This window comes from Rhizobium sp. GN54, assembly GCF_021026345.1.
Taxonomy (GTDB): domain Bacteria; phylum Pseudomonadota; class Alphaproteobacteria; order Rhizobiales; family Rhizobiaceae; genus Mycoplana.
This window is the reverse complement of sequence record NZ_JAJNCZ010000002.1, coordinates 310,034-330,890: the sequence shown is the minus strand read 5'-3', so window position 1 is coordinate 330,890 and position 20,857 is coordinate 310,034. Positions and strand designations below refer to the sequence as shown.

General features: G+C 65.8%; 20 protein-coding genes. 9 read left to right on the top strand and 11 right to left on the bottom strand.

The window, feature by feature from the left end; all coding sequences use genetic code 11:
• Positions 1-28: 28 nt before the first annotated feature.
• Positions 29-391 (bottom strand): hypothetical protein, encoded by a 363-nt coding sequence (locus LQK81_RS07575; protein ID WP_230804991.1) that lies wholly within the window; start codon positions 389-391, stop codon positions 29-31.
• Positions 392-636: 245 nt separating this feature from the next.
• Between LQK81_RS07575 and LQK81_RS07570 the strand changes: the two genes are divergently transcribed.
• Positions 637-1,803: a calcium:proton antiporter gene (locus LQK81_RS07570; protein WP_442967100.1), complete on the top strand. Its 1,167-nt coding sequence runs from the start codon at positions 637-639 to the stop codon at positions 1,801-1,803.
• 51 nt (positions 1,804-1,854) lie between these two features.
• Positions 1,855-2,445: a DedA family protein gene (locus LQK81_RS07565; RefSeq protein WP_230804990.1), complete on the top strand. Its 591-nt coding sequence runs from the start codon at positions 1,855-1,857 to the stop codon at positions 2,443-2,445.
• A 12-nt stretch (positions 2,446-2,457) separates the two neighbouring features.
• Here the strand turns inward: LQK81_RS07565 and LQK81_RS07560 are convergent, their stop codons facing one another.
• From LQK81_RS07560 to LQK81_RS07545, 4 genes are all read right to left on the bottom strand, one after another.
• Positions 2,458-3,318: a shikimate dehydrogenase gene (locus tag LQK81_RS07560; RefSeq protein ID WP_230804988.1), complete on the bottom strand. Its 861-nt coding sequence runs from the start codon at positions 3,316-3,318 to the stop codon at positions 2,458-2,460.
• 59 nt (positions 3,319-3,377) lie between these two features.
• Positions 3,378-4,394 (bottom strand): TRAP transporter substrate-binding protein, encoded by a 1,017-nt coding sequence (locus LQK81_RS07555; protein ID WP_230804986.1) that lies wholly within the window; start codon positions 4,392-4,394, stop codon positions 3,378-3,380.
• Between the two features lie 75 nt (positions 4,395-4,469).
• Positions 4,470-5,750 carry a TRAP transporter large permease subunit gene (locus LQK81_RS07550; protein ID WP_230804984.1) on the bottom strand — a complete coding sequence of 427 codons (1,281 nt, stop codon included), beginning with the start codon at positions 5,748-5,750 and terminating at the stop codon, positions 4,470-4,472.
• Between the two features lie 10 nt (positions 5,751-5,760).
• Positions 5,761-6,324 carry a TRAP transporter small permease gene (locus LQK81_RS07545; protein WP_230804983.1) on the bottom strand — a complete coding sequence of 188 codons (564 nt, stop codon included), beginning with the start codon at positions 6,322-6,324 and terminating at the stop codon, positions 5,761-5,763.
• A gap of 266 nt (positions 6,325-6,590) precedes the next feature.
• Between LQK81_RS07545 and LQK81_RS07540 the strand changes: the two genes are divergently transcribed.
• Positions 6,591-7,238 (top strand): TetR/AcrR family transcriptional regulator, encoded by a 648-nt coding sequence (locus tag LQK81_RS07540; RefSeq protein ID WP_230804981.1) that lies wholly within the window; start codon positions 6,591-6,593, stop codon positions 7,236-7,238.
• An 88-nt stretch (positions 7,239-7,326) separates the two neighbouring features.
• Here LQK81_RS07540 and LQK81_RS07535 read toward each other — a convergent pair whose 3' ends face one another.
• Both LQK81_RS07535 and LQK81_RS07530 read right to left on the bottom strand, forming a co-directional pair.
• Positions 7,327-8,325, bottom strand: a complete 999-nt coding sequence (locus LQK81_RS07535; protein ID WP_230804979.1) for an ABC transporter permease — start codon at positions 8,323-8,325, stop codon at positions 7,327-7,329.
• A 49-nt stretch (positions 8,326-8,374) separates the two neighbouring features.
• A complete protein-coding gene (locus LQK81_RS07530; protein WP_230804977.1) occupies positions 8,375-9,163 on the bottom strand; it encodes an ATP-binding cassette domain-containing protein in 789 nt (262 codons plus the stop codon).
• A 505-nt stretch (positions 9,164-9,668) separates the two neighbouring features.
• Between LQK81_RS07530 and LQK81_RS07525 the strand changes: the two genes are divergently transcribed.
• Positions 9,669-10,661, top strand: coding sequence for a substrate-binding domain-containing protein (locus LQK81_RS07525; protein ID WP_230804975.1), 993 nt, complete (start codon positions 9,669-9,671; stop codon positions 10,659-10,661).
• A gap of 152 nt (positions 10,662-10,813) precedes the next feature.
• Positions 10,814-11,704 carry an NAD-dependent epimerase/dehydratase family protein gene (locus tag LQK81_RS07520; protein WP_230804973.1) on the top strand — a complete coding sequence of 297 codons (891 nt, stop codon included), beginning with the start codon at positions 10,814-10,816 and terminating at the stop codon, positions 11,702-11,704.
• 179 nt (positions 11,705-11,883) lie between these two features.
• Here the strand turns inward: LQK81_RS07520 and LQK81_RS07515 are convergent, their stop codons facing one another.
• Positions 11,884-12,408: a BA14K family protein gene (locus LQK81_RS07515; protein WP_230804971.1), complete on the bottom strand. Its 525-nt coding sequence runs from the start codon at positions 12,406-12,408 to the stop codon at positions 11,884-11,886.
• Between the two features lie 152 nt (positions 12,409-12,560).
• Positions 12,561-13,448, bottom strand: a complete 888-nt coding sequence (locus LQK81_RS26330) for a calcium-binding protein (RefSeq protein ID WP_330166538.1) — start codon at positions 13,446-13,448, stop codon at positions 12,561-12,563.
• Positions 13,449-13,844: 396 nt separating this feature from the next.
• Between LQK81_RS26330 and gltS the strand changes: the two genes are divergently transcribed.
• Both gltS and LQK81_RS07495 read left to right on the top strand, forming a co-directional pair.
• Positions 13,845-15,050 (top strand): sodium/glutamate symporter, encoded by a 1,206-nt coding sequence (gene gltS / locus LQK81_RS07500; protein WP_230804970.1) that lies wholly within the window; start codon positions 13,845-13,847, stop codon positions 15,048-15,050.
• A gap of 45 nt (positions 15,051-15,095) precedes the next feature.
• Positions 15,096-15,392, top strand: a complete 297-nt coding sequence (locus LQK81_RS07495; protein ID WP_230804967.1) for a DUF2934 domain-containing protein — start codon at positions 15,096-15,098, stop codon at positions 15,390-15,392.
• A gap of 71 nt (positions 15,393-15,463) precedes the next feature.
• Here the strand turns inward: LQK81_RS07495 and LQK81_RS07490 are convergent, their stop codons facing one another.
• Entirely contained in the window at positions 15,464-16,630 is a 1,167-nt protein-coding gene (locus LQK81_RS07490) for an N-acetylneuraminate epimerase (protein WP_230804965.1), read from the bottom strand.
• 57 nt (positions 16,631-16,687) lie between these two features.
• Positions 16,688-18,226, bottom strand: coding sequence for a putative N-acetylmannosamine-6-phosphate 2-epimerase (locus tag LQK81_RS07485; RefSeq protein ID WP_230804963.1), 1,539 nt, complete (start codon positions 18,224-18,226; stop codon positions 16,688-16,690).
• Between the two features lie 236 nt (positions 18,227-18,462).
• Between LQK81_RS07485 and LQK81_RS07480 the strand changes: the two genes are divergently transcribed.
• Complete coding sequence (locus LQK81_RS07480; RefSeq protein ID WP_230804961.1) at positions 18,463-19,194, top strand: FadR/GntR family transcriptional regulator; 732 nt, start codon at positions 18,463-18,465, stop codon at positions 19,192-19,194.
• A complete protein-coding gene (locus LQK81_RS07475; RefSeq protein WP_230804959.1) occupies positions 19,191-20,777 on the top strand; it encodes an ABC transporter substrate-binding protein in 1,587 nt (528 codons plus the stop codon). The genes LQK81_RS07480 and LQK81_RS07475 overlap by 4 nt, the downstream gene beginning before the upstream one ends.
• Positions 20,778-20,857 lie beyond the last annotated feature (80 nt).

Below are 20,857 nucleotides of genomic sequence, written 5' to 3'. Positions count from 1 at the left end.
CACGGCACCGGGCTGGAGCTTCGGGAAATCAGGCGGAATAGGGATTTCTGCGCATTGCGAACATCGCCAGCCAGCCGATCAGGCAGACCGCCATCGCGATCAGGAGCGGCAGGGTGTCGAGGAGATAGGCGGCAAAGCCGGTACCGAGCACGCCGACGAGACAGCCGAAGATGAGAAAACCCCTCAGCCCCCGCCCGCCGGACCCGGCTGCCAGCACGAGCGCGGCAACGAGGATGATCGCCGAGGAGGCCACGACCAGAAGCGCGCCGGCCGTTCCCGTGACGCTGCTGTCCGGCTCCAGAAGGCTGACCGGCATGAGGTAGTTGTAGACCGAGATCGCAAGACCCACTGCGGCTGCGATCGCGATCAGTCCTGCCCCTGCACGCCGCATAAGCTTCCCCCAAAGCCCGATGAGATCGGAAAATTACCATACTCGCCGCTGGCGGACCACCCCTTCACCGTGTATCCCTTTGGAGGGGCAATCGCGCCGCGAAGGTCGACCGGCCGGAGCGGGCGTGACGCGGCGCAGGCGGAGGTTGACCGCGCCGGACGGCCTCAGCAGAATGGCGCGCAAATCCCAGTCACGGCAACCCTGTCACGAAGGACCGGCTGCTCATCATGAGCGATCCCGACACCATGGACCCGGTCGACGCCGCCGTCCGCAAGGAGCGGGCAGGCATGGCCGGCCTTTTCCGCAGGGAACGCGCCCTGCCCGTCGCGGCACTGACCACGCTGGCCTTCGCCGCCTATGGTGACCGCCTCTCCTCCGGCCTGGCCAACCCGGTCCTGCTGGCGGTGCTCTTCGCCTGGCTCTTCGGCGTCATCCTCACGGCCGCACTCTCGGTCGTCCGGCATGCCGACGAACTGGCCGAACGCCTGGGCGAGCCCTATGGCACGCTCATCCTGACGCTGACGATCACCGCGATCGAGGTCGTCGCCATCTCCGCCGTGATGTTCCACGGCGACAACAACCCGACGCTTGTGCGCGACACGCTCTTTGCCGTCGTCATGATCATCCTCAACGGCATGGTCGGCCTGTCGCTGCTCCTGGGCGCCTGGCGCCGGCCGCAACAGCGCCACAACCTGCAGGGCGCCAATGCCTATCTCGGCCTGATCGTGCCGCTGGCGACCTTGAGCCTGATCCTGCCGGAATACGAGCCGTCGCCGTCGGGCCCTGCGATCTCCAGCGCACACCAGGCCGTCCTCGTCGTCATGTCGATCGCCCTCTACGTCGCCTTCCTCGTGCTGCAGACAGGCCGGCACAAGCTCTTCTTCACCAACGGCCGCCAGTCGCACGCCGCCGGCCCCGCATCTGCCCCCGGGCCTGCCCCCGCGCACCGGTCCTCCGGTCAGCCGCTGATCCGGCACGCGGCACTTCTCTTCGCCTACATGGTGCCGGTCGTCTATCTGGTCGATCACCTGGCAAGACCGATCGACTACGTCATCGAGACCCTGCGCGCGCCGGTGGCGCTCGGCGGCGTCGTCATGGCCGTCCTCGTCGCCACGCCCGAGGCCATCAGCGCCGTGCGCGCGGCGGTCGCCGACCATCTGCAGCGCTCGGTCAACATCTTTCTGGGCTCGGTGCTCTCCACGATCGGGCTGACGGTGCCCGCCATGCTCGCGATCAGCCATCTCAGCGGTCATTCCATCGTGCTCGGCCTCGGCCGCGCAGAGACGGTCATGCTGGTGCTCACCCTCGCCGTCAGCATGATCACCTTCGCCAGCGGGCGGACCAACGTGATGCAGGGTTTCGTGCACCTGATGCTCTTCGTCACCTATCTGCTCCTGGTCGCCGAAGGATGACCGTGCGATGGGTATGCTGCCGCACCTGATCCTCCCGCGGAGAACCGGAAATTGTCCATCGAAGTCCTGATCGAACGATACGGTGCGCTGGCCGTCTTTCTCGGCGCCGGACTGGAAGGCGAGACGGCGGTCATCCTCGGCGGCGTCCTGGCGCACCGTGCTCTGCTGCCGTTCTGGTCGGTCGCGGTGGCGGCCACGCTCGGCTCCTTCCTCGCCGACCAGATATTCTTCTTCGCCGGCCGCCACATGCGGTCCAACCGGTTCGTCGGCAGGATGCTGGCAAAGCCGGCCGTAGCCTCTGTCCAGCACCTTTTGGAGCGCCACCCGACCGGCTTCGTCTTCGCCTTCCGCTTCATCTACGGCCTGCGCACGATCAGCCCGATCGCGATCGGCACGACGCAGATCCCGACGGCGAAGTTCATGCTCCTGAATGCCGTCGCCGCGGCCGTCTGGGGACCGCTGTTCACGGCGATCGGCTATTTCTTCGGCCAGGGCGTGGAGGAGCTGTTCGGGCGACTGCCGCTGCCGCACCATCTGGTGGCAGCAGTGATCGTCCCCTGTGCGCTGCTGCTGGCCCTCGGCCTCGTCTTCCGCCGGCGCATCGCCAGGCTGTATCATGGCATCGCCGGCCGGCAGGGCTGACCGGGAAGCCCGTCAGGCTGTCATCGCGCGAAAATGCGCCAGCATCCGCTCCGCGCTGGGTTCGAGCCCGGTGAACAGGCGAAACGCCCCCACCGCCTGGAACACTGCCATGCCGCCGCCGTCGAGCGCCCGGCAACCGCGCAGCCGCGCTGCCTTCAACAGCGCCGTCTCCAGCGGAAAATAGACGATCTCGGCGACCCAGTGACGTGGCTCGAGCAGGGAAGCCTCCAGCGGCAGGCCGGGATATTTCGCCATGCCGGTCGGCGTGGCGTGCACCAGTCCGGAGGCGGATCCCATCGCCGCTTCGAGGTCGGTGCCGGTCTCGATCCGAGCCTCGGGGAAGATCGCGGCCATGCCGAAAGCGAGCTCTTCGGCCCGCTCCCGCTCGCGATCGAACACGAAAAGCGAACGCGCGCCCATGGAAAGAATGGCATAGGCGGTCGCGACACCCGCACCGCCTGCGCCCAGTTGCACGACCGCGCCGAGGTCGGCGCCGGGCAGGCCGCGGCGGAAACTCTCGGCAAAGCCCCACCAGTCGGTGTTGTGGCCGTAGCGTCGCCCGTTCTTCAGGACGACGGTATTGACCGCACGCAGGTCCCGCGCCTCGCCCGAAAGCTCGTCGAGATAGGGGATGACCGCCTGCTTGCAGGGATGGGTTATGTTGAGGCCGCCGAGCCCCCGGGCCTCGGCATCGGCCAGAAGCTGCGGCAGGTCGTCGGCCGAAGCGCCGATCTCGTTCAGATCGATCAGTTCGTATTCGTAGGCGAGCCCCTGCGCGGAGCCTTCCCGCATATGCATCGCCGGCGTCAGCGACGCCTGGATACCGGCGCCTATCAGGCCGGCCCTGAACGGTTTCAGCAGTGTCTCGGCCATCTGGCTGCCTTCATCGCAAAAGAGCCGGCCCGCGGTCCGCCTGCGGGCCGGCAGCGGCCTCAGTTGCCGCGAACGGTTTCCAGTTCCTTGAACAGTGCCGCGACGGTCTCCGGACCGATCTCGGCGCTGAACTTGTCGATCAGCGGCTTGACCGCGTCACGCAGCTTCTGCGTCTCCTCCGGCGAAAGCTCGTCCACCTGCATGCCCGTCGCCCTGATGTCGGCGATGGCCTTGGCGTCGAACTCGCGCGAGACCTGGCGCTGGTAGTCGCGCGCCTCGTTCGCGGCAGCCTGGAAGACGGCCTTCTCCTCGTCGTTGAGGCCGTCCCAGAACTTCTTGCTGACGAGCACGATCTGCGGATTGTACTGGTGCCGCGTCACCGTCATGTACTTCTGCACCTCGTAGAACTTGGCATTGATGATGTTGGCGGCCGGGTTCTCCTGGCCGTCCACCGTTCCGGTCTCGAGCGCGGTGTAGAGTTCGGTATAGGGCAGCGGTACGGCATTGGCGCCGAGCGCGTTGAACAGTTCGATCGGGATCGGCGACTGGATCGTGCGGATCTTCAGGCCCTGGATATCCTCCAGCTTCGTCACCGCATGGCGGTTGTTGGTCAGGTTGCGGAAGCCGAGCTCCCAGTAGCCGAGCCCGACCAGCCCGGTATCGGGCAGAAGCTCCATCAGGCCCGTACCGAAGGCGCCGTCCATGATCTTGTCGGCCTCCTCGCCGCTGCCGAACAGGAACGGCAGGTCGACCGCGCCGAACTGCTTGACGTTGCTGGCGAGGATGCCGGCGTTGAGCACCGTCATCTCGATCACGCCGCCCTGCAGGGCCGAGACCGTCTGCACGTCGCCGCCGAGCACGCCGCCCGGAAACAGCTTCACCTCGATCTTGCCGCCGCTCTTTTCGGCGACCAGCTCGGCGAACTTCTCCATGCCGGTGACCTGCGGATGGCCCTTGTTGTTGGCTGAGGCGAACTTCAGCTGGTGCTCGCGAATCTCGGCCGCAGCCGGCGAACCGGCCAGGATCGCGATCGGCAAGGCAACGCCGAGCGCGACTTTCATCAACCTGTTGAACATGCTTTCCTCCCAAGTATGGCCCAGCGCCCCGCTGGTGCCGGTTGAATGTCCGCCAGATGCGGACGCGACCAGTCCCTAGCGCCCGAACCAGGCAGCCGGCACGGTCACCAGCTGCGGGAACAGGACGAGCAGGAAAAGGACGATGAGTTCGGCGATCAGGAACGGCATGACGCCCTTCATCAGCTGTTCCATCTTCAGCTTCGACACGCCGCAGACGACGTTGAGCACCGTGCCCACCGGCGGCGTGATCAGCCCGATCGAATTGTTGATGATGAAGATAACGCCGAAATAGACCGGATCGATGCCCGCCTGCTTGATGATCGGCATCAGGACCGGCGTCATGATCAGGATGGTCGGCGTCATGTCCATCGCGGTCCCGACGGCCACCACCAGCACCATGATCGCAATGAGAAGCAGCGTCTGGTTGTCCATCAGCGGCTCGAGCAGCCTGGCCAGTTCGCCGGGAACGTCCGCAACCGTGATCAGCCAGGCCGATACCGCCGCGCAGGCGACCAGGAACATCACGACCGCGGTGATCTTGGCGGCAGACACGAACACCTCGAAGAGCTTCGACGGCGGCAATTCGCGGTAGATCACCATCGACACGAACAGCGAGTAGACGGCGGCCACGACGCCGGCCTCGGTCGGCGTGAAGACGCCGAACTTGAGTCCGACGATGATGATCAGCGGCAGTATCAGAGCCCAGATGCTTTCCACGAAGGCCTTCCAGCGGACCGCGGCACCCTGCCGCGGCGGTAGCTGGAACTGATCCTTGCGCGACACGATCAGCCAGGTGACGCAGAGCGCCGCCGCGATCAGAAGCCCCGGAAAGATGCCGGCGAGGAAGAGCTTGGTGATCGAGACGCCGCCGACCACGCCGTAGAGGATGAAGCCGATCGACGGCGGAATGATCGGCGCGATGATCGAGGCGGACGCCAGCAGGCCGCCAGCCCGTGCCGGATCGTGGCCGGATTTCATCATCATCGGCAGCAGCAGCGCCCCAAGCGCGGCCGCGTCGGCCACGGCCGAGCCGGAAAGGCTTGCCATGACGCAGGCGGCGAAAATCGCGACGAAGCCTAGCCCGCCGCGGATATGGCCGACCATGACCATCGCCAGGTTGACGATGCGGCGCGACAGGCCGCCGACATTCATCACCTCGCCTGCCAGCATGAAGAACGGCACCGCCATCAGCGGAAAGCTGTCCGCGCCGTTCAGCACGTTCTGCGCGACGATCTGCGCGTCGAACAGGCCGAGATACATCATCAGCGCGACGCCGCTGATGATCAGGGCGAAGGCGATCGGAACGCCGAGCGCCATGGGACCAAGCAGGGCGCCAAGAAAGATCGTGACCGTCATCGCGCCGCCCTCAGTGCTTCATCGCGGGATTGGAGAGTTCGGGCGTGGCATGGGCGACGTGCCCCGCCTCGTCCTCGCTCTCCTGGACCATCCCGCCGGCCCGGACGTCCAGCCGCCCGGTGAGGATCGCAAACATGTCCCAGAGCACGATCAGGGCGGCCGGAATGCCGAAGGCGAGGCCGGCCCCGTAGAAGAGGCCCATGGAGATGCCGGTGGCGGGCGCGGAGACGTGCCAGTTGATCAGCGTCTGCGTCCAGCTTCCGCTGATCATCAGCCATGTGGCCCACAGCACCAGCGCCTGACCGACGAGTGCTGCGAGCCGGGCACCCGCCGGCGGCAGCCGCGTAAGCAGCGCATCCATGCCGAGATGGGCATGCTCGCGCATCGCGACGACGGCGCCCAGGAAGGTCAGCCACACGAAGCACATGCGCGAGAGTTCTTCGGAGTAGGTGATGCCGGTGTTGAAGGCGTAGCGCAGCACCACATTGCCGAAGACGAGGATCACCATCGTCAGGAGCAGGAGTGCGATCGCCGCCTTCAACACGAAGAAGCAGAAATCGATTGTCTTGGCCATTAATCCTCCCCAGGCGTATGGCGCCTCGCGACTTCACGGCACTGCGGCCGGGACGGTCCCGAGAATGCACCCGCGCTGGCCACTCCTCCAAGCTTTCATGCGCTTCGTCAAAAATGTACGAACTAGTTAGGAAGTCAAGCGGCAAGTCTTGAAACAAGACGTGAGGCTCAATAGAAATTGGGGAAGGACCGGGAGGAGAGTCTCGTCCGGCGGAACGGGACGGCGAAAATGCCTTTCCGAACAGAACTTTGGAGGAAGACGGCGAAATGGCTCCGCGATCGGCGAACGGCAGGAAGAATGATCCGCAAAGGACGCGCGAGGACATCCTGATCGTCGCCACCGAGGAATTCGCGACCCACGGGCTGGCGGGAGCGCGGGTGGACGCCATCGCCGAGCGCACCCGCACCTCCAAGCGCATGATCTACTACTACTTCGGAAGCAAGGAGGGCCTGTACCTTTCCGTGCTCGAACGCTCCTACCGCAAGATCCGCACGCTCGAGGCCGACCTCCGCCTGTCCGACCTCGAGCCGGAGGACGCGCTGAGGACGCTGATCTCCACCACGTTCGAGCACGACGAGGCGAACCCGGACTTCGTCCGGCTGGTTAGCATCGAGAACATCCACCACGCAGCCCACATGCTGCGGTCCGAGGCGATCCGCGACCTCAACGTCTCCGTCATCGAGACGATCGCCGGCATCCTCGAACGGGGCCACGCCAGCGGCGCCTTTCGCCGCAAGGCCGATCCGATCGACGTGCACATGCTGATCAGCGCCTTCTGCTTCTTCCGCGTCTCCAACCGCTACACCTTCGGCACGATCTTCCGGCGCGACCTCTCGGAGAAGGAAACGATGACGCGCCACAAGGGGATGATCGCCGACGCCGTGATCAGCTACCTGAAGGACCCCGCCGGCTGATGTTCCCGCCGACGCATCGGCACGCCTGCACCTGCGGCCCATCCGCCTGCCCGTAGCACTGCGGAATGCCGCGCAGGCCCCGCCTCGCCTACTCGCTCTGCCGGAAATTGCGGATCCGGTCGAACAGGACGGCCAGGATCGTCGCCCCGCCGATGAAGGTTCCCTGCCAGAAGGCGTTGATGCCGAGCAGGCCGAGGCTATTGCGGATCACCTCGATCAGTGCCGCCCCGACCAGCGCGCCGAGCGCCGTTCCCGCCCCGCCGGCGAGGTTGGCGCCGCCGATGACCGCCGCGGCGATCACCTGCAACTCCATCCCCGCGCCGATATTGGTGGTGACGGCACCGAGCCAGCCGGTCTGGATGATGCCGGCGATCCCCGCCGACAGCGCCGAGATCATGTAGACCGCGACCTTGATCCGCTTGACCGGCACGCCGGTGAGCGTGGCGGCGTGCTCGTTGCCGCCGATGGCGAAGAGATAGCGCCCGAAGCGCGTCCAGCGCAGCACGAAGCCTGTCAGGAGCGCCAGCACGATCATGTAGAGCACCGGATTGGCGATGCCGAACAGCCAGGCGCCGCCGCCGAGCGCGAGCAGCTTGTCGTGGTCGGGACCGAACTGGAAGACCACGGTATTGTTGGAGGCGACCATCGCCAGACTTCGCGCCACCGACAGCATGCCGAGCGTGACGACGAAGGGCGGAAAGCCGAGATAGGCGATCAGCACGCCGTTGAACGCCCCGATCGCGAGCGCCGTTGCGACCGAGGCGGCGATGCCGACCTCGATGCTGTAGCCCGCATTCATCACCACGGCCAGGATCATGCTGCACAGGCACAGCACCGAGCCGACCGACAGGTCGATGCCCCCGGTGATGATGACCAGCGTCATGCCCAACGCGATGATGGCGACGAAGGTGACGTTGCGGGTGATGTTGTAGAGGTTCTTCGAGGTCGCAAACGCGTCGGTCGCAAAGGACAGGAAGACGCAGGCGAGGATGACGGCCACCAGCACCCAGAAGGTCTGGTGCCCGAGGATGGACGCCCATACGGTCTTCTGCTTCTGCTCGATGGTCTGGTCTAGAGTAACAGCCATCCGCCACCTCGTGTCCCTGCTCCGGTTTCTGCCCCGGGCGAGCGGTTCATCATACCATTTCGATGGCGCCGGTGATCAGCCCGGTCACCTCTTCCGGCGAACTGCGGGCGATCGGCTTGTCCGCCACCTTCCGCCCCCGCCGCATCACCACGACGCGATCGGCGACCGAAAAGACGTCGGGCATGCGGTGGCTGATCAGGATCACCGCGATGCCCCGGTCGCGCAGGTGCCGGATGTGGTTCAGCACTTCGGCCACCTGGCGCACGGAGATCGCCGCGGTCGGCTCGTCCATCAGCACGATCCGGGCCTTCGACAGCATGGTCCGCGCGATCGCCACCGCCTGGCGCTGCCCGCCGGACATCTGCCGGACCACGTCACGCGGCCGCGTTTCGGATTTCAGCTCGCGGAACAGCGCGCCCGCATGCTGATACATCGAGCGGTAGTCGAGAACGCTGAGGGGGCCGATGCCGCGGCGCAGCTCGCGGCCGAGGAAGACATTGGCCGCCGCCGTCAGGTTGTCGCAGAGCGCTAGGTCCTGGTGGACGATCTCGATGCCGTGCCGGCGCGCGTCCAGCGGCTTGTGCAGCACGATCTCCTGCCCCTCCAGCGCCATCGTGCCGCTGCTCGGCCGGAAGTTGCCGGCGATCATCTTCACCAGCGTCGACTTGCCGGCGCCGTTATCGCCCATCAGCCCGAGCACCTCGCCCGCCTGAAGCGAAAACGACACGTCGTTGACGGCCTGGATGGCCCCGAAATGCTTGGAGATATTGGTGAGCTCGAGTGCGGCCACCAGCGGACTTCCTCCCGGAAACTGGAGCTCGCCGACTGGCCGGATCATCGCGTCCCGGACGGCCTGGCGATCTCGCCTCCTGCGTTCCTCCCCGGAAGCGATCGGCATATTTACGCAAACGGCTGCAAAACCGTCAATGACGTACGTCGCGCAACGGCCTCCGGCACGAAATTTTTATAGTATGACAAATACGAGTTGACGCCCGAAGCCGGCGGGTGATTAGCTGTGGCAGGAGGAGAACCTGCCGATCCCTGTGACCGGCCCCGTGGGCAAGGTCGGGCGGCATTTCATCGCGGACCTGCTCGATACGCCGCATTGCCGAAGTGCGCATTCGCACGCCCTTTCGACATAGCCAGTCGCCAGTGTCTCGACTGGATGGACAACTGCAAGGCGAAGGCCCCGCTGGGCCGGCGCCCGCGCCAAGACCTCGAAATGCTCATTGACCTGGCCCGGCGATACGAGCGCTCGAAGACCGACCCTCGCATCCTCTGGTACCCGGATCGATCGCCCGGCGGGCACGTCAGACCCGCCTGTTTCAACGGGAGGAAGACAGATGAGGAAAGCATTGTTGCTTGCAGTCGCGGCGCTGGCGCTTGCAGCCAGTCAGGCCGGGGCACAGGAAAAGAAGCAGCTGGTGATCGTGGTGAAGGGGCTCGACAACCCGTTCTTCGAGGCGATCAACCAGGGCTGCCAGAAGTGGAACAACGAAAACGCCAGTTCCGAATACGAGTGCTTCTACACCGGACCGGCCTCGACCTCGGACGAGGCGGGCGAAGCACAGATCGTCCAGGACATGCTCGGCAAGGCCAGCACCGTTGCCATCGCGATCTCGCCTTCGAACGCGAAGCTGATCGCCCAGACGATCAAGACTGCCAACCCGACCGTCCCCGTCATGACGCTCGACGCCGACCTCGCCGCCGAGGACTCCGCGCTCCGCAAGACCTATCTCGGCACCGACAACTACCTGATGGGCTTCCGCATCGGCGAATACATCAAGAAGGGCAAGCCGGACGGCGGCAAGATCTGCACGATCGAGGGCAATCCGGGCGCCGACAACATCCTGCGCCGGGCCCAGGGCATGCGCGACGCGCTGACCGGCCAGAAGGGGCTGGCCGAACTGAAGGGCGAAGGCGGTTGGACGGAAGTCGCCGGTTGCCCGGTCTTCACCAATGACGACGGAGCCAAGGGCGTGCAGGCGATGACCGACATCCTTGCCGCCAACCCCGATCTGGACGCCTTCGGCATCATGGGCGGCTGGCCGCTGTTCGGCGCCCCGCAGCCCTATCGCGACCTGTTCAAGCCCATGGCCGACAAGATCGCAGCCAACGAGTTCGTCATCGGCGCGGCGGACACGATCGGCGAGGAAGTGGCGATCGCCAAGGAGGGTCTCGTCACGGCGCTGGTCGGGCAGCGGCCGTTCGAGATGGGTTACAAGGCGCCGTCGGTGATGATCGACCTGATCGAGGGCAAGACGGTGGAGGACCCGGTCTTCACCGGCCTCGACGAATGCACCAAGGACACGGCCGATACCTGCATCCAGAAATAGCGCCCTTTCGGGGCGTCGCGCCTGCGGCGCCCCGATCTTGCCGCTTGCCCTCGGCGCAATTTTGCTCTCCTGTGGCGGCGGGCGCGGGCAGCGCCGCATGAGGAGATGGCCGGCCTCGGAAGCCGGCGCAGGAAACGGGACGGAGAAAGTCGATGGCGAAGCGGGTCATGTTCACCGGCGGAAGCGGCAAGGCGGGACGGCACGTCGTCCGCTACCTCGTCGACAAGGGCTACCAGGTCCTGAACCTCGACAATCGACCGCTCGACAATCCGAGCGTGCGCACGCTGATCACGGATATCACCGACAGCGGCCAGGTCTTCAACGCGCTGTCGAGCTATATGGGCCTGCACGAGTTCGACCCGTCGCTGCGGCCACAACCCGTCGACGCCGTCGTGCACTTCGCCGCGATCCCGCGCATCATGATCACGCCCGACAACGAGCTTTTCCGCATCAACGCGCTCGGCACCTACAACGTGATCGAGGCGGCCGTGAAGCTCGGCATCCGCAAGGTCGTGATCGCCTCCAGCGAAACGACCTACGGCCTCGTCTTCGCCAACGAACCGCGCGACCCCGCCTATTTCCCCCTGGACGAGGACTACGACGTCGATCCGATGGACAGCTACGCGCTCTCCAAGGTCGTCAACGAGAAGACCGCCCGCGCCTTCGCGCTCAGGAGCGGCATCGACATCTACGCGCTGCGGATCGGCAACGTGATCGAACCGAACGAATACGAACTGTTTCCGAAGTGGTTCGCCGATCCCGGCTTCCGCAAGCGCATCGCCTGGAGCTACGTCGACGCGCGCGACCTCGGCCAGATCACCGCGCGCGCGATCGAGACCGACGGGCTGGGCTACCAGGTCTTCAATGCCGTCAACGACGACACCTCCTCCGACCTGCCGACCCGCGAACTCCTCGACCGTTTCTATCCCGGCGTGCCGCTAAGGCGCGAACTCGGCGAGTTCGAGACGCTTTTGTCCAACAGCAAGGCGAAGGAAATGCTGGGCTTCCGCCCCGAGCACAGCTGGCGGAACTATGTGAGCTAGGCCGGACCACTTTCCGCGCCACGGCGGCCTAATCCCCGCCCGTTGCGGCGGCCATCTGCGTCAAGGACCGATCATGATTGCTCACGCGACTTCAACGAGTCGCGTGATTTCTCTCATGCGATGGCTGAAGCGGGCCGTACCACTGGCGAATGCCCTGCCCGTCATCTCGCCGGTCGTCGTCAGTAGGGCGAGACGCAGATCCGCCGCGGGCCGTAATAGGGCTGGAACGTGTTGTCATAGGCCCGGTAGGAGCGGTAGCGTGCGTAGCACCAGCTGACATGACCGTTGCCGCCATAGTAGCGTGGCGCGTAGTAGCGCGGTTGCGCGGCCAGTCCCCCGATGATCGCTCCGGCGGCAAAACCGCCGAGAGCCGCGCCGAAGTCGTCATAGCCGCGATAATAGCCGCCCCCGTAGTACGGGCGATAGTAGCCCCCGTAATAGGGACGATAATAGCGCCCGTAGGACGGTCGGTAATAGCGGCCGTTATAGGAACCGTAGCGGCGGCCATAGCGGTAGCCGTCGTTGCGCCAGCGATCGCCGCCACCGCGCCAATGCCGGTTGCCGTAACCGCGCCCCCTGTCCCTGACCTGAATGATATCGGAAGCGTCTATCCGGGGAGCGGAAAACGAGGGAAACGCCTGCGCCGGCAGCACGCCCGAAACGGCCGTCGCCAGTGAAAGCCCAATGATTGCGAGCATCTTCATGTGCGTCACCTTGCCTTTCGAAAAGGCAAACGCATCATACGGCAATTTGTGCCGCCGCAGCACGCAGGTCACGACATTGTGAAGGCCGGATGCCCGGCCGGGCGAGAGGCAGCGGGCGCAATCTCACGCGCCCGCCGTCGATCGCGGTCCATTCAGAGAATGAAATCGCCCTTGGTCAACGACATGCTGGGGTCGAGGGCGATCGAGAAGTCCGCCTTGCCGTCGCCGTTGACGTCGCCATAGACATAGGTATCGCCCGACTTCTTCTGGAAGCGAAGCTCGCCCGCCTTCTCGTGGAAATCGTCGTTGCCGATGAACTTGAACGCCTGGTTTCCGCCGGCCTTGCTGTTGGCGTCGATCGCCTTCAGGTCGATCTTGTCGCCCTGGGAGCGGCTGAAATCGTAGATCTTGTCGCGCCCCGAGGCTCCGACCGTGCTGTCCTTCGTCGATGTGAACACGAACGTGTCGGCCCCGGAGCCGCCATAGAGCTTGTCTGCCCCTGCCCCGCCGTAAAGCTTGTCCTTGCCGCCGTCGCCCTTGAGCGTATCGTTGCCGTTGCCGCCATAGAGCTTGTCCGCACCGGAACCACCGGAGATATTGTCGTTGCCGTTGTAGCCATAGAGCGTGTCGTTGCCGGCGCCGCCCCAGAAGACGTCGCCACGTCCGGTCGCCTTGATGACGTCGTTCCCGGCCAGGACGGCGTCGATGAATTTCGCCGTGCTGCCGCTTTCGACGGCCGCCGACACGGCCTTGGCGGAAATCTTCAGGCCGGTGGCTGCCACGAGCGCGACGCCGTCGGACACGACCTTGAAGGACGTGATCGTCCCGGCGGTGGCGCCATACACATAGCCGTCGACATACTCGTACTTCAGACCCTTGCCGCCGAACGTCATGTAGTTCTTGGAATCGTCGAAGAACTTCAGGGTGGTCGAGGTCGCCTTCTCGTCGTCGTAGTCGAGCAAGGTTTCAAGCTTCAGGGACACGAACTCCCGGAAGCTCGCCTTGCCATTGTTGAAACCCTTGATCGTGAACTTGCTCATTGTTGCACTCCGCCTATCCGCTTATTCGCTCATTCGCTTATAGAAAGATTCCACCGATGGATGCAACCGGCGGCAGTACGGGCCGTGCCCTGATTTCGGACAGGCCTAACCGGCGGTTAAGCTAAAAGGCGCACACCGTCGCAACGATCCTGTGACAGCCCGCAAGCCGGCCGTATCGGGCGATGTTCCGGATAAGCAACGCGAATTCAAGGACAGGACGGCTCCCACCTCTTACGGCCTCGAGCGGCAGCGCAAGGCCGGAAGGAACCGCAATCGCTTGGCGGCACCGGCCCTTCGCTTCACCGTCGCCTAGACCTGAGACCCGTCCCGGTGTAACTCTGGCGAGTGCGAGGCAAGCCGGTCATGTGATGCCGGCCATCGGGAGACGACCGACGGATGACGACGATCCAGATACCGGGTTTCGTGACCTTCACCATCGCCATTATCGTGTTCTTCGTCGGTTCCAGCCTCAACAGGATCCTGACCCCGCTGAAGCGCTGGAACATCCCCGAAGCCGTAACCGGCGGACTGGTGGCGGCACTGCTGACGCTTGCCGCCTACCGCTTCTTCGGTGCCGAGATTGCGTTCGATCTCGCCGCCCGCGACATGCTGCTCCTCTATTTCTTCACCGGCATCGGCCTGAACGCCCGCTTCAGCGATCTCAGGGCCGGCGGCAAGCCGCTCGTCATCCTGCTGGTGCTGACCCTGACCTACCTTCTCCTGCAGAACCTGATCGCGGTCGGAAGCTCGACCTTGATGGGGCTGCCGGAAGGTATCGCCACGCTGCTCGGCTCGGTCTCGCTGATCGGTGGCCACGGCACCACGATCGCCTGGGCCCCGCTGATCGCCGCCCGCTTCGGCCTCGGCAACGCCCTGGAGATCGGCATCGCCTCGGCGACGCTCGGCCTCGTCATCGCCAGCCTCGTCGGCGGCCCGGTCGCCCGCGTCCTGATCAGTCGCCATCATCTGAGCGGTCAGCCGGCCGAGCCGCCGAGCATCGGCCTGCCCGACGCGCCGGCAACGGAACGCGAAAGCAGCATCAACCATGTCAACCTGCTGCGGACGGTGCTCGTCCTCAACGTCGCGATCCTGATCGGCTTCGCGCTCGACGAGATCGTTGCGGAGACGGGGATCAAGCTGCCGCTCTTCGTCGTCTGCCTGCTGGTCGCCATCGTCATGACCAACACCATCCCCCGCCTCTTCCCGCACATGTTCTGGCCGTCCCGATCGCGCTCGCTTGCGCTCGTCTCCGACCTGTCGCTGAACATCTTCCTCGCCATGTCGCTGATGAGCATGCAGCTCTGGACGCTCGGCGGCCTCGGGCCGGCGCTCGTCATCGTCCTCGGCATCCAGACGATCGTGGCCGTGCTCTACATGATCTTCATCGTGTTCCCGGCCATGGGCCGCGACTACCAGGCCGCCGTCATCTCGGCCGGCTTCAGCGGCATCAGCCTCGGCGCCACGCCGACGGCGATCGCCAACATGACCGCCGTCACCAAGGCCCACGGCCCCGCGCCCACGGCCTTCATCATTCTGCCGCTCGTCTCTGCTTTCTTCATCGACATCGCCAACGCGCTCGTCATCGGCTTCATGGTCCGATAGCGCAGCGCCCACGGGCGAATCCTGAGCCAATCCGGAGGGATCGTCATGCAAGACCGCGAACAGAAGATCCGCGAACGCGCCTACGAGATCTGGGACCGCGAAGGCCGGCCGCTCGGCCGCGAGCTCGAGCACTGGGCCCAGGCGGAACGCGAGGTGGCCGAGCGTGAACTGGCCGCCCGCGAGATCGACCGGGGCGCAGGCGAGATCGAGGGCGACGACCTGCCGAGCCTCCAGGCCCTCCGCGAGGCCGCCCGGCAACATGCAGACACCTATATCGTCAAGACGGACCTGGAAGACGCCGACCAGCGCGAAGCCGCTCCCGGGACCCGCGAGCAGCCCTGACCGTCACACGCCGAGCCCATGGCGGAAAGATGGCTTCCCGCCATGGTCGAACGGTACAGTTCTCGACCGCCTCAGTTCTCGACCGCCAGTGTCTGCCCGTCCCACCGGAGCAGGAAGACTTCGGTGCGCGGCTTGCCCTCGCCGTCCTCGCCTCCGACGACGAGAACGCCGCCGGGCACGGCAAACGAGGCGCCGTAGGCCAGTCCGCGCGGCAGCTTGCCCACCGGCCGCCAGCCGCTGCCGTCGAAGGCATAGACCTCGTCGCGCCAGCCTTTCGTCAGCCCGTCATGGGCGAACCACTTTCCCGCCGCCGCATTGGCCTGCGCGCCCTTGAAGTTCGCGCCACCGGCGACGAGGACGTCGTTGCCGGCAACACCGGCATAGGCGCCCGCCACCCCTTCCTGCGGCTCGGAAGCGGAGACGGCCGGCAGGTCGGCGAGCTTCTCCCAGGACGCCTCCGCCCCTTCGACCTGCACCAGCTTGACTTCGGGCGTGCGCAGGCCCGGCTTGATCTCGCCGCTGATCACCATGAACCGGTCCCCGCCCTGGGCGACCACGGCGGGATCGCAGTTGGGCAGGAACGGATTGTCGCCCAGCGTGCCCCAACTGTTGCCGGCAGGGTCGTAGACCAGCACCTTGTCGTTCCAGCGATAGTCCTTCGGCTGCATGCCCATGTAGCCGTCGACGAGCGTCTTGAAGCCTGCCGGATCCTTGTCCTTGTCGATGGCGCTCACGTCGGCCAGGTACTTGTCGAACAGGTCCTTGTTGTAGCCGCCGACGATGGCGATGCGCCCGCCGTCGAGCGCCAACGCCTTCGCGCCCGAGAGGCCGGCGGGTGTGCGCGTATCCAGCTTCGACCAGGTGTCCGCCTCGGTGTCGTAGGCATAGGCTGTGTCGAAGATGATCGGCGAGCTGGCGGCGGCATCCGGTTTGCCGTTGCCGCTGAAGGTCAGGATCGTCTTGCCCGAGACCGCCACGGCCGCGCCGTTCGTCGCCGGCCCGGTGAAGGCCGCGCGCTTCACCCAGCCCTTCCCCGGATCGGCGAGGTCGAGTGCGTAGAAATCGGTTCCGGCCGAGCCGAGCCCGACATAGGCCACATCGCCGACGCGCGCAGCGACGCCGTTCTTGACGGCGACGGGCAGGTCCGGCCAGGTCTCAGCGGCCATGGCGGCACCGGTCGATAGCGCGATGGCCGCAACGCCGGCCGCCAGCCGTTTTCCAAGGGTCACTCCAGGCATTCATCGTCTCCTCTCCATCGGTCGGCAAGGTCTGGGAAGCGTCACGGCCGGCCCGCGTCATGGCGCAGTGGCCATGTCGGCCACGCCGATGATGCCGGCATCGGCGCCGAGCTCGGCGGCCGCAAGGACGGGCACGACCGCTTCCGGATGAACGGCGAGTGCATCGCGCAGCAGGTCGAGGAAGCCCTCGGCAAGGCCGACGCCGCCGCCGATCACGATACATTCGGGGTCCACGACGGCCTGCAGGCCGGCGATGGCGGCCGCGAGCCGGCCCGCCGCCTCGCGCAAGGTCTCCCGCGCCCAGCCTTCGCCGGTATGGGCGGCCGCAAACACAGCGCGGGCGTCGCCGGCATGGCCACGGCGCCCGGCGGCCTGGGCAATCCCGAACCCGGATGCCAGCGTTTCCAGACGAACGGGGCCGGTTGCCGTATCGATCGGTACCTGCCCGAGACTGCCGGCAATACCGCGCGCGCCACGGAGCAGCCGGCCGCCGAGGACGATGCCGCCACCGATGCCGCTGGAGACCGTCAGGAACGCCATGTCACGACCCTTGCCTGCGCCGAAGCGATACTCTCCCCAGGCAGCCGCCTGCGCATCGTTGACGGCCAGAACGGGGGTGCCGAGCGCGGCGCCGAGCGCATCGGCCAGCGAAAACCCCTGCGGTATCGCGAGCGTACCGGGATTGAGCGCCGACCAGACGTTGCCGTCGATGCGGCCGGTCACCGCCGCCGCGGCGCGCTCATAGCGGCCGTCCCAGCCTCGGGCCAGATCGATGACCGCGGCGATCCAGTCTCCGCTGCCCACGCCCGCCGGTGTCGGCACGACGCGACGTTCGAGGACGGCTTCTCCCTGCACCAGGGCGGCAAGCGTCTTGGTGCCGCCGATGTCGAAGGCGAGCACCGGTGCCGTGGCGCGCGCTGCCCCCTCCACCGCCTGCCTGAACCAGTCGCCGATGTGTTCCGGACGCGTGATCGCCGATCCGACGACCACGGCATCGGCGCCGGCCCGGATCGCCGCCGCCGCCAGTTCCGGACTGTTGTAGCGTCCTTCCGCAAACACCGGCGCCCCCAGGCGGGCGCAGCGCCGCACGAGCTCGAGGTCCGGCTCCTTTGGCGTCGGCGCGTCGCCGGCATAGCCGGACATGGTGGTTCCCACAATGTCGGCCCCCGCCGCAAGGGCGGCACGAGCCTCGGCTTCGGTCGAGATGTCGGCCATCGCCAGCCGGCCGCGACGCTTGATTTCGGCAAGCAGGGCGGCAACCGGCACCGGGCGCGGCCTGTCCGTCGCATCGACGGCGACGATGACAGCGCCGGCCTCGCAAAGGTCCACGACGTCGCTCAGGAACGGCGTGATCCGTACCGCGCTGTCTTCGAGGTCGCGCTTGACGAGGCCGATCACCGGCAGCCGGCTCGCCTGCGCGACCGCGGCCACGTTGGCGCCGCCCTCGATGCGCAGCCCGGCGGCCCCGGAGGCTTCGGCGGCGTGCGCATAGGCGACGACCGATGCGACGGTGTCGAACGGGCCGTCGGGAACCGGCTGGCAGGAGATGACGAGCCTGCCCCGCAGACCTTCGATGATATCGCGTCCGGCGTTCATGGCGGACCTCCCCTGTTCAAGTCGCTGAAAACGCGGATCGTCTGCCGACGCTGCAACGAATCCGGGCCGCGACACGCCCGGAGCGCGATTTCCCGTTCGCGAATGCGAGCATTTCGGGTATCTCCGGGCAAGCTGCAGTTATTGGCAATTTCAATATCCGATTGACAGATATCCTACAAGTGGATAAATATCCGCCCACTGTCTTTTCGGAGTCATGAAGGCAACCGGAGACGAAGATGAACGTGAAGTCGATCAAGCCCCTGAAGCGCGCGCCCCTCCTGCATGTATCGGTGCAGGAAAGCCTGCGTGCCTATATCGAGGACAACCGCCTCGATCCCGGCGCGCCGCTGCCGCCCGAAGGAGAGCTCGCCAGCCAGCTGGGCGTGAGCCGCAACTCGGTGCGCGAGGGTATCAAGGCGCTGGAGTCTGTGGGCGTGCTGGAGTCGCGCCGCGGCATCGGCGTCTTCGTCAAGGCCTTTTCGTTCGAGCCCCTGCTGGAAAACCTGGCCTATGGCCTGGGCGGCGCGCTGAAGCAGATCGAGGAGGTCATCAGCATCCGCCGCACCCTGGAGGTCGGCCTGATCGACCGGACGCTCGCGCTGATCGGCCCGGACGACATCCGCGAACTGCGCGAGACCTGCGACAAGATGAAAAAACGTGCCGAGCGGGGCGAGAGCTTCCCCGACGAGGACCGGCACTTCCACCAGTTGCTGTTCCGCTGCCAGAACAACGAGGTGCTGCTGCGCCTGCTCGAGGTCTTCTGGCTGGCCTTCTACAAGGCGTCCGACTTCGTCAACCTCGACAATGCCGATCCGATGCGGACCTGGCGCGACCATGCCGCGATCGTCGATGCGGTCGAGGCGCGCGACCCCGTGGCCGCCAGGGACCGGCTCGACAAGCACTACGCCGGCATCAACCGGGTGATCGCACAAAGCAAGACCATCACACCTGTAGGGAGGACTACATGAACCTGAAGACCACGATTTCGGCGCTCGCCCTGTCGGCAGCGCTTTTCGGCGGCCTCGCCGCCACGACAACGCCGGCATTTGCCGACGGCGGCACCATCACCGGCGGCTTCGACGTCGGTCCCGGCGGCTTCCAGGGCAATTTCAACCCGCTCGCGGCGACCAGCGGCTTCACCTGGCTCGTCACCTATTTCGAACCGCTGGTCATCTACGACGACAAGCTCGAAAAGGTCGTGGGTGCGCTGGCCGACACCTACGAGATCAGCGACGACCAGAAGACCTATACCTTCAAGCTCGCCGACACCAAGTGGCATGACGGCAAGCCCTTCACCGCCAAGGACGTCAAGTTCACCATCGATCTGGCCAAGAACGACAAGGCAGGTTCGGTCTTCGCAGCCCGTCTCGGCGCCATCCAGTCCGTCGAGACGCCCGACGACCGCACTGTCGTGATCACGCTGTCGGCGGCGACGCCCAGCATGCTCGACACCCTCACCAAGCTCATGGTGCTGCCCGAGCATGCGCTGTCCTCCATCCCGGTCGAGCAGATCGCCAAGAACGCCTGGTGGTCGAGCTCGCCGATCGGCACCGGTCCGTTCAAGTTCACCAAATATGTCGCCGACCAGTATGTCGAGCTCGCCGCCAATCCGGACTACCGCGGCGGCAAGCCTGCGGCCGAGAAGCTGATCAACCGCTATTTCGCCGATCCGGCCGCGGCCATCGCCGCCCTGCGCTCGGGCGAGATCCAGTTCACCTATGTCGACTCCAACGACGTCTCCACCTTCAAGGACGACAGTGCCTTCCGGGTGATCGAGGGCGACTCCTATGTCGTCAACTATGTCGGCTTCAACCAGGAAGTTCCGCTGTGGAAGGACCTGAAGGTCCGCCAGGCCTTCATGCACGCCATCAACCGCGACGCCATCATCCAGAGCCTCTATGGCGGAGCCGCCAAGCCGGCCAACTGCGTCTATGTCGCCGATCGCCTGGTGCCGCAGGGTATCGATCCCTACGGCTACGATCCCGAGAAGGCCAAGCAGCTGCTGGCCGAGGCCGGCTGGGACAAGATCAACGGCGACAAGCCGATCACCATCCTGACCTACTACACCTCGCCGCTCGTGGCCAACGTGCTCGCCGCCATGCAGGCCATGCTCGGCCAGGTCGGCATCAATATCGTGCCGCGCGCCGTCGATACCCCGACCTACAACTCGATCGTCTACCAGCAGTCGGGCAATGCCGGCGAGTTTCCGCTGATCTTCGCCGGACTGCAGAACGGCCCCGACGCGTCCAACATCAACATCGGCCTGAACGAGAAGCAGATCCCGCCGGCCGGCGCCAACCTCATGCGCATCCGCATGCCGGAGGTAACCGACGCCCTCGACGCGGCACTGGCGGAGACGGACGCCAGCAAGCACGACGCCCGCTACCAGGACGTCTGCAAGGCCACCAACGCCAACCTGCCGTGGGGCACCATGTGGGTCGCCAACCGCTACGGCGTCGCCTCGACGAAGCTGAACGACTTCGTCTGGACGCCTGCGCCGGCCGGCGGTCCCTACCAGGCCCATCCCGAGAAGTGGGTGATCGCCGAATAGGCCAATTTCCTCCCCGGGGTGGCCGTCCCATCGGTCACCCCCATTTTTCGGACGTTCCGGAACTCCCTGGAAAGGGTGCT

Bases quoted from the DNA above. Each gene is read 5' to 3' on its own strand.
- LQK81_RS07575 (WP_230804991.1), bottom strand. From the start codon at position 391: ATGCGGCGTGCAGGGGCAGGACTGATCGCGATCGCAGCCGCAGTGGGT.
- LQK81_RS07570 (WP_442967100.1), top strand. From the start codon at position 637: ATGGACCCGGTCGACGCCGCCGTCCGCAAGGAGCGGGCAGGCATGGCC.
- LQK81_RS07560 (WP_230804988.1), bottom strand. From the start codon at position 3,318: ATGGCCGAGACACTGCTGAAACCGTTCAGGGCCGGCCTGATAGGCGCC.
- LQK81_RS07555 (WP_230804986.1), bottom strand. From the start codon at position 4,394: ATGTTCAACAGGTTGATGAAAGTCGCGCTCGGCGTTGCCTTGCCGATC.
- LQK81_RS07550 (WP_230804984.1), bottom strand. From the start codon at position 5,750: ATGACGGTCACGATCTTTCTTGGCGCCCTGCTTGGTCCCATGGCGCTC.
- LQK81_RS07545 (WP_230804983.1), bottom strand. From the start codon at position 6,324: ATGGCCAAGACAATCGATTTCTGCTTCTTCGTGTTGAAGGCGGCGATC.
- LQK81_RS07540 (WP_230804981.1), top strand. From the start codon at position 6,591: ATGGCTCCGCGATCGGCGAACGGCAGGAAGAATGATCCGCAAAGGACG.
- LQK81_RS07535 (WP_230804979.1), bottom strand. From the start codon at position 8,325: ATGGCTGTTACTCTAGACCAGACCATCGAGCAGAAGCAGAAGACCGTA.
- LQK81_RS07530 (WP_230804977.1), bottom strand. From the start codon at position 9,163: ATGATCCGGCCAGTCGGCGAGCTCCAGTTTCCGGGAGGAAGTCCGCTG.
- LQK81_RS07525 (WP_230804975.1), top strand. From the start codon at position 9,669: ATGAGGAAAGCATTGTTGCTTGCAGTCGCGGCGCTGGCGCTTGCAGCC.
- LQK81_RS07520 (WP_230804973.1), top strand. From the start codon at position 10,814: ATGGCGAAGCGGGTCATGTTCACCGGCGGAAGCGGCAAGGCGGGACGG.
- LQK81_RS07515 (WP_230804971.1), bottom strand. From the start codon at position 12,408: ATGAAGATGCTCGCAATCATTGGGCTTTCACTGGCGACGGCCGTTTCG.
- LQK81_RS26330 (WP_330166538.1), bottom strand. From the start codon at position 13,448: ATGAGCAAGTTCACGATCAAGGGTTTCAACAATGGCAAGGCGAGCTTC.
- gltS (WP_230804970.1), top strand. From the start codon at position 13,845: ATGACGACGATCCAGATACCGGGTTTCGTGACCTTCACCATCGCCATT.
- LQK81_RS07495 (WP_230804967.1), top strand. From the start codon at position 15,096: ATGCAAGACCGCGAACAGAAGATCCGCGAACGCGCCTACGAGATCTGG.
- LQK81_RS07490 (WP_230804965.1), bottom strand. From the start codon at position 16,630: ATGCCTGGAGTGACCCTTGGAAAACGGCTGGCGGCCGGCGTTGCGGCC.
- LQK81_RS07485 (WP_230804963.1), bottom strand. From the start codon at position 18,226: ATGAACGCCGGACGCGATATCATCGAAGGTCTGCGGGGCAGGCTCGTC.
- LQK81_RS07480 (WP_230804961.1), top strand. From the start codon at position 18,463: ATGAACGTGAAGTCGATCAAGCCCCTGAAGCGCGCGCCCCTCCTGCAT.
- LQK81_RS07475 (WP_230804959.1), top strand. From the start codon at position 19,191: ATGAACCTGAAGACCACGATTTCGGCGCTCGCCCTGTCGGCAGCGCTT.